The organism is Zoogloea sp. LCSB751 (assembly GCF_002028455.1).
Lineage (GTDB): Bacteria > Pseudomonadota > Gammaproteobacteria > Burkholderiales > Rhodocyclaceae > Zoogloea.
The window spans coordinates 1-273 of the sequence record NZ_MWUM01000183.1; the positions used below are offsets into that span (position 1 = coordinate 1).

Genomic DNA, 273 nt, shown 5'->3' on the forward strand with positions numbered 1-273 from the left:
AGGTCATCTTCACTCAGACGGTGACCGGCGAGTACCCGGATGACGACAGCATGATCGACCCGCTGGAGCGGGACATGCAGCTCTATCCCGATCCCAACACCATTCGTTTCGTGCCCTGGGCACTGGAGCCCACGGCTCAGGTGATCCACGACTGTTTCGACATCAATGGCAAGCTGATCGACATAGCGCCGCGCTCCGTGCTGCGCCGGGTCTTGTCATTTTACGAAAAGCAGGGCTGGAAGCCGGTAGTGGCCCCCGAGCTCGAATTCTATC

1 pseudogene is annotated in these 273 nt (G+C 59.3%); it reads left to right on the plus strand.

Annotated features, from left to right (window positions below):
• Positions 1-273: pseudogene (locus B4920_RS26275) on the plus strand (hypothetical protein); the annotation flags it as partial.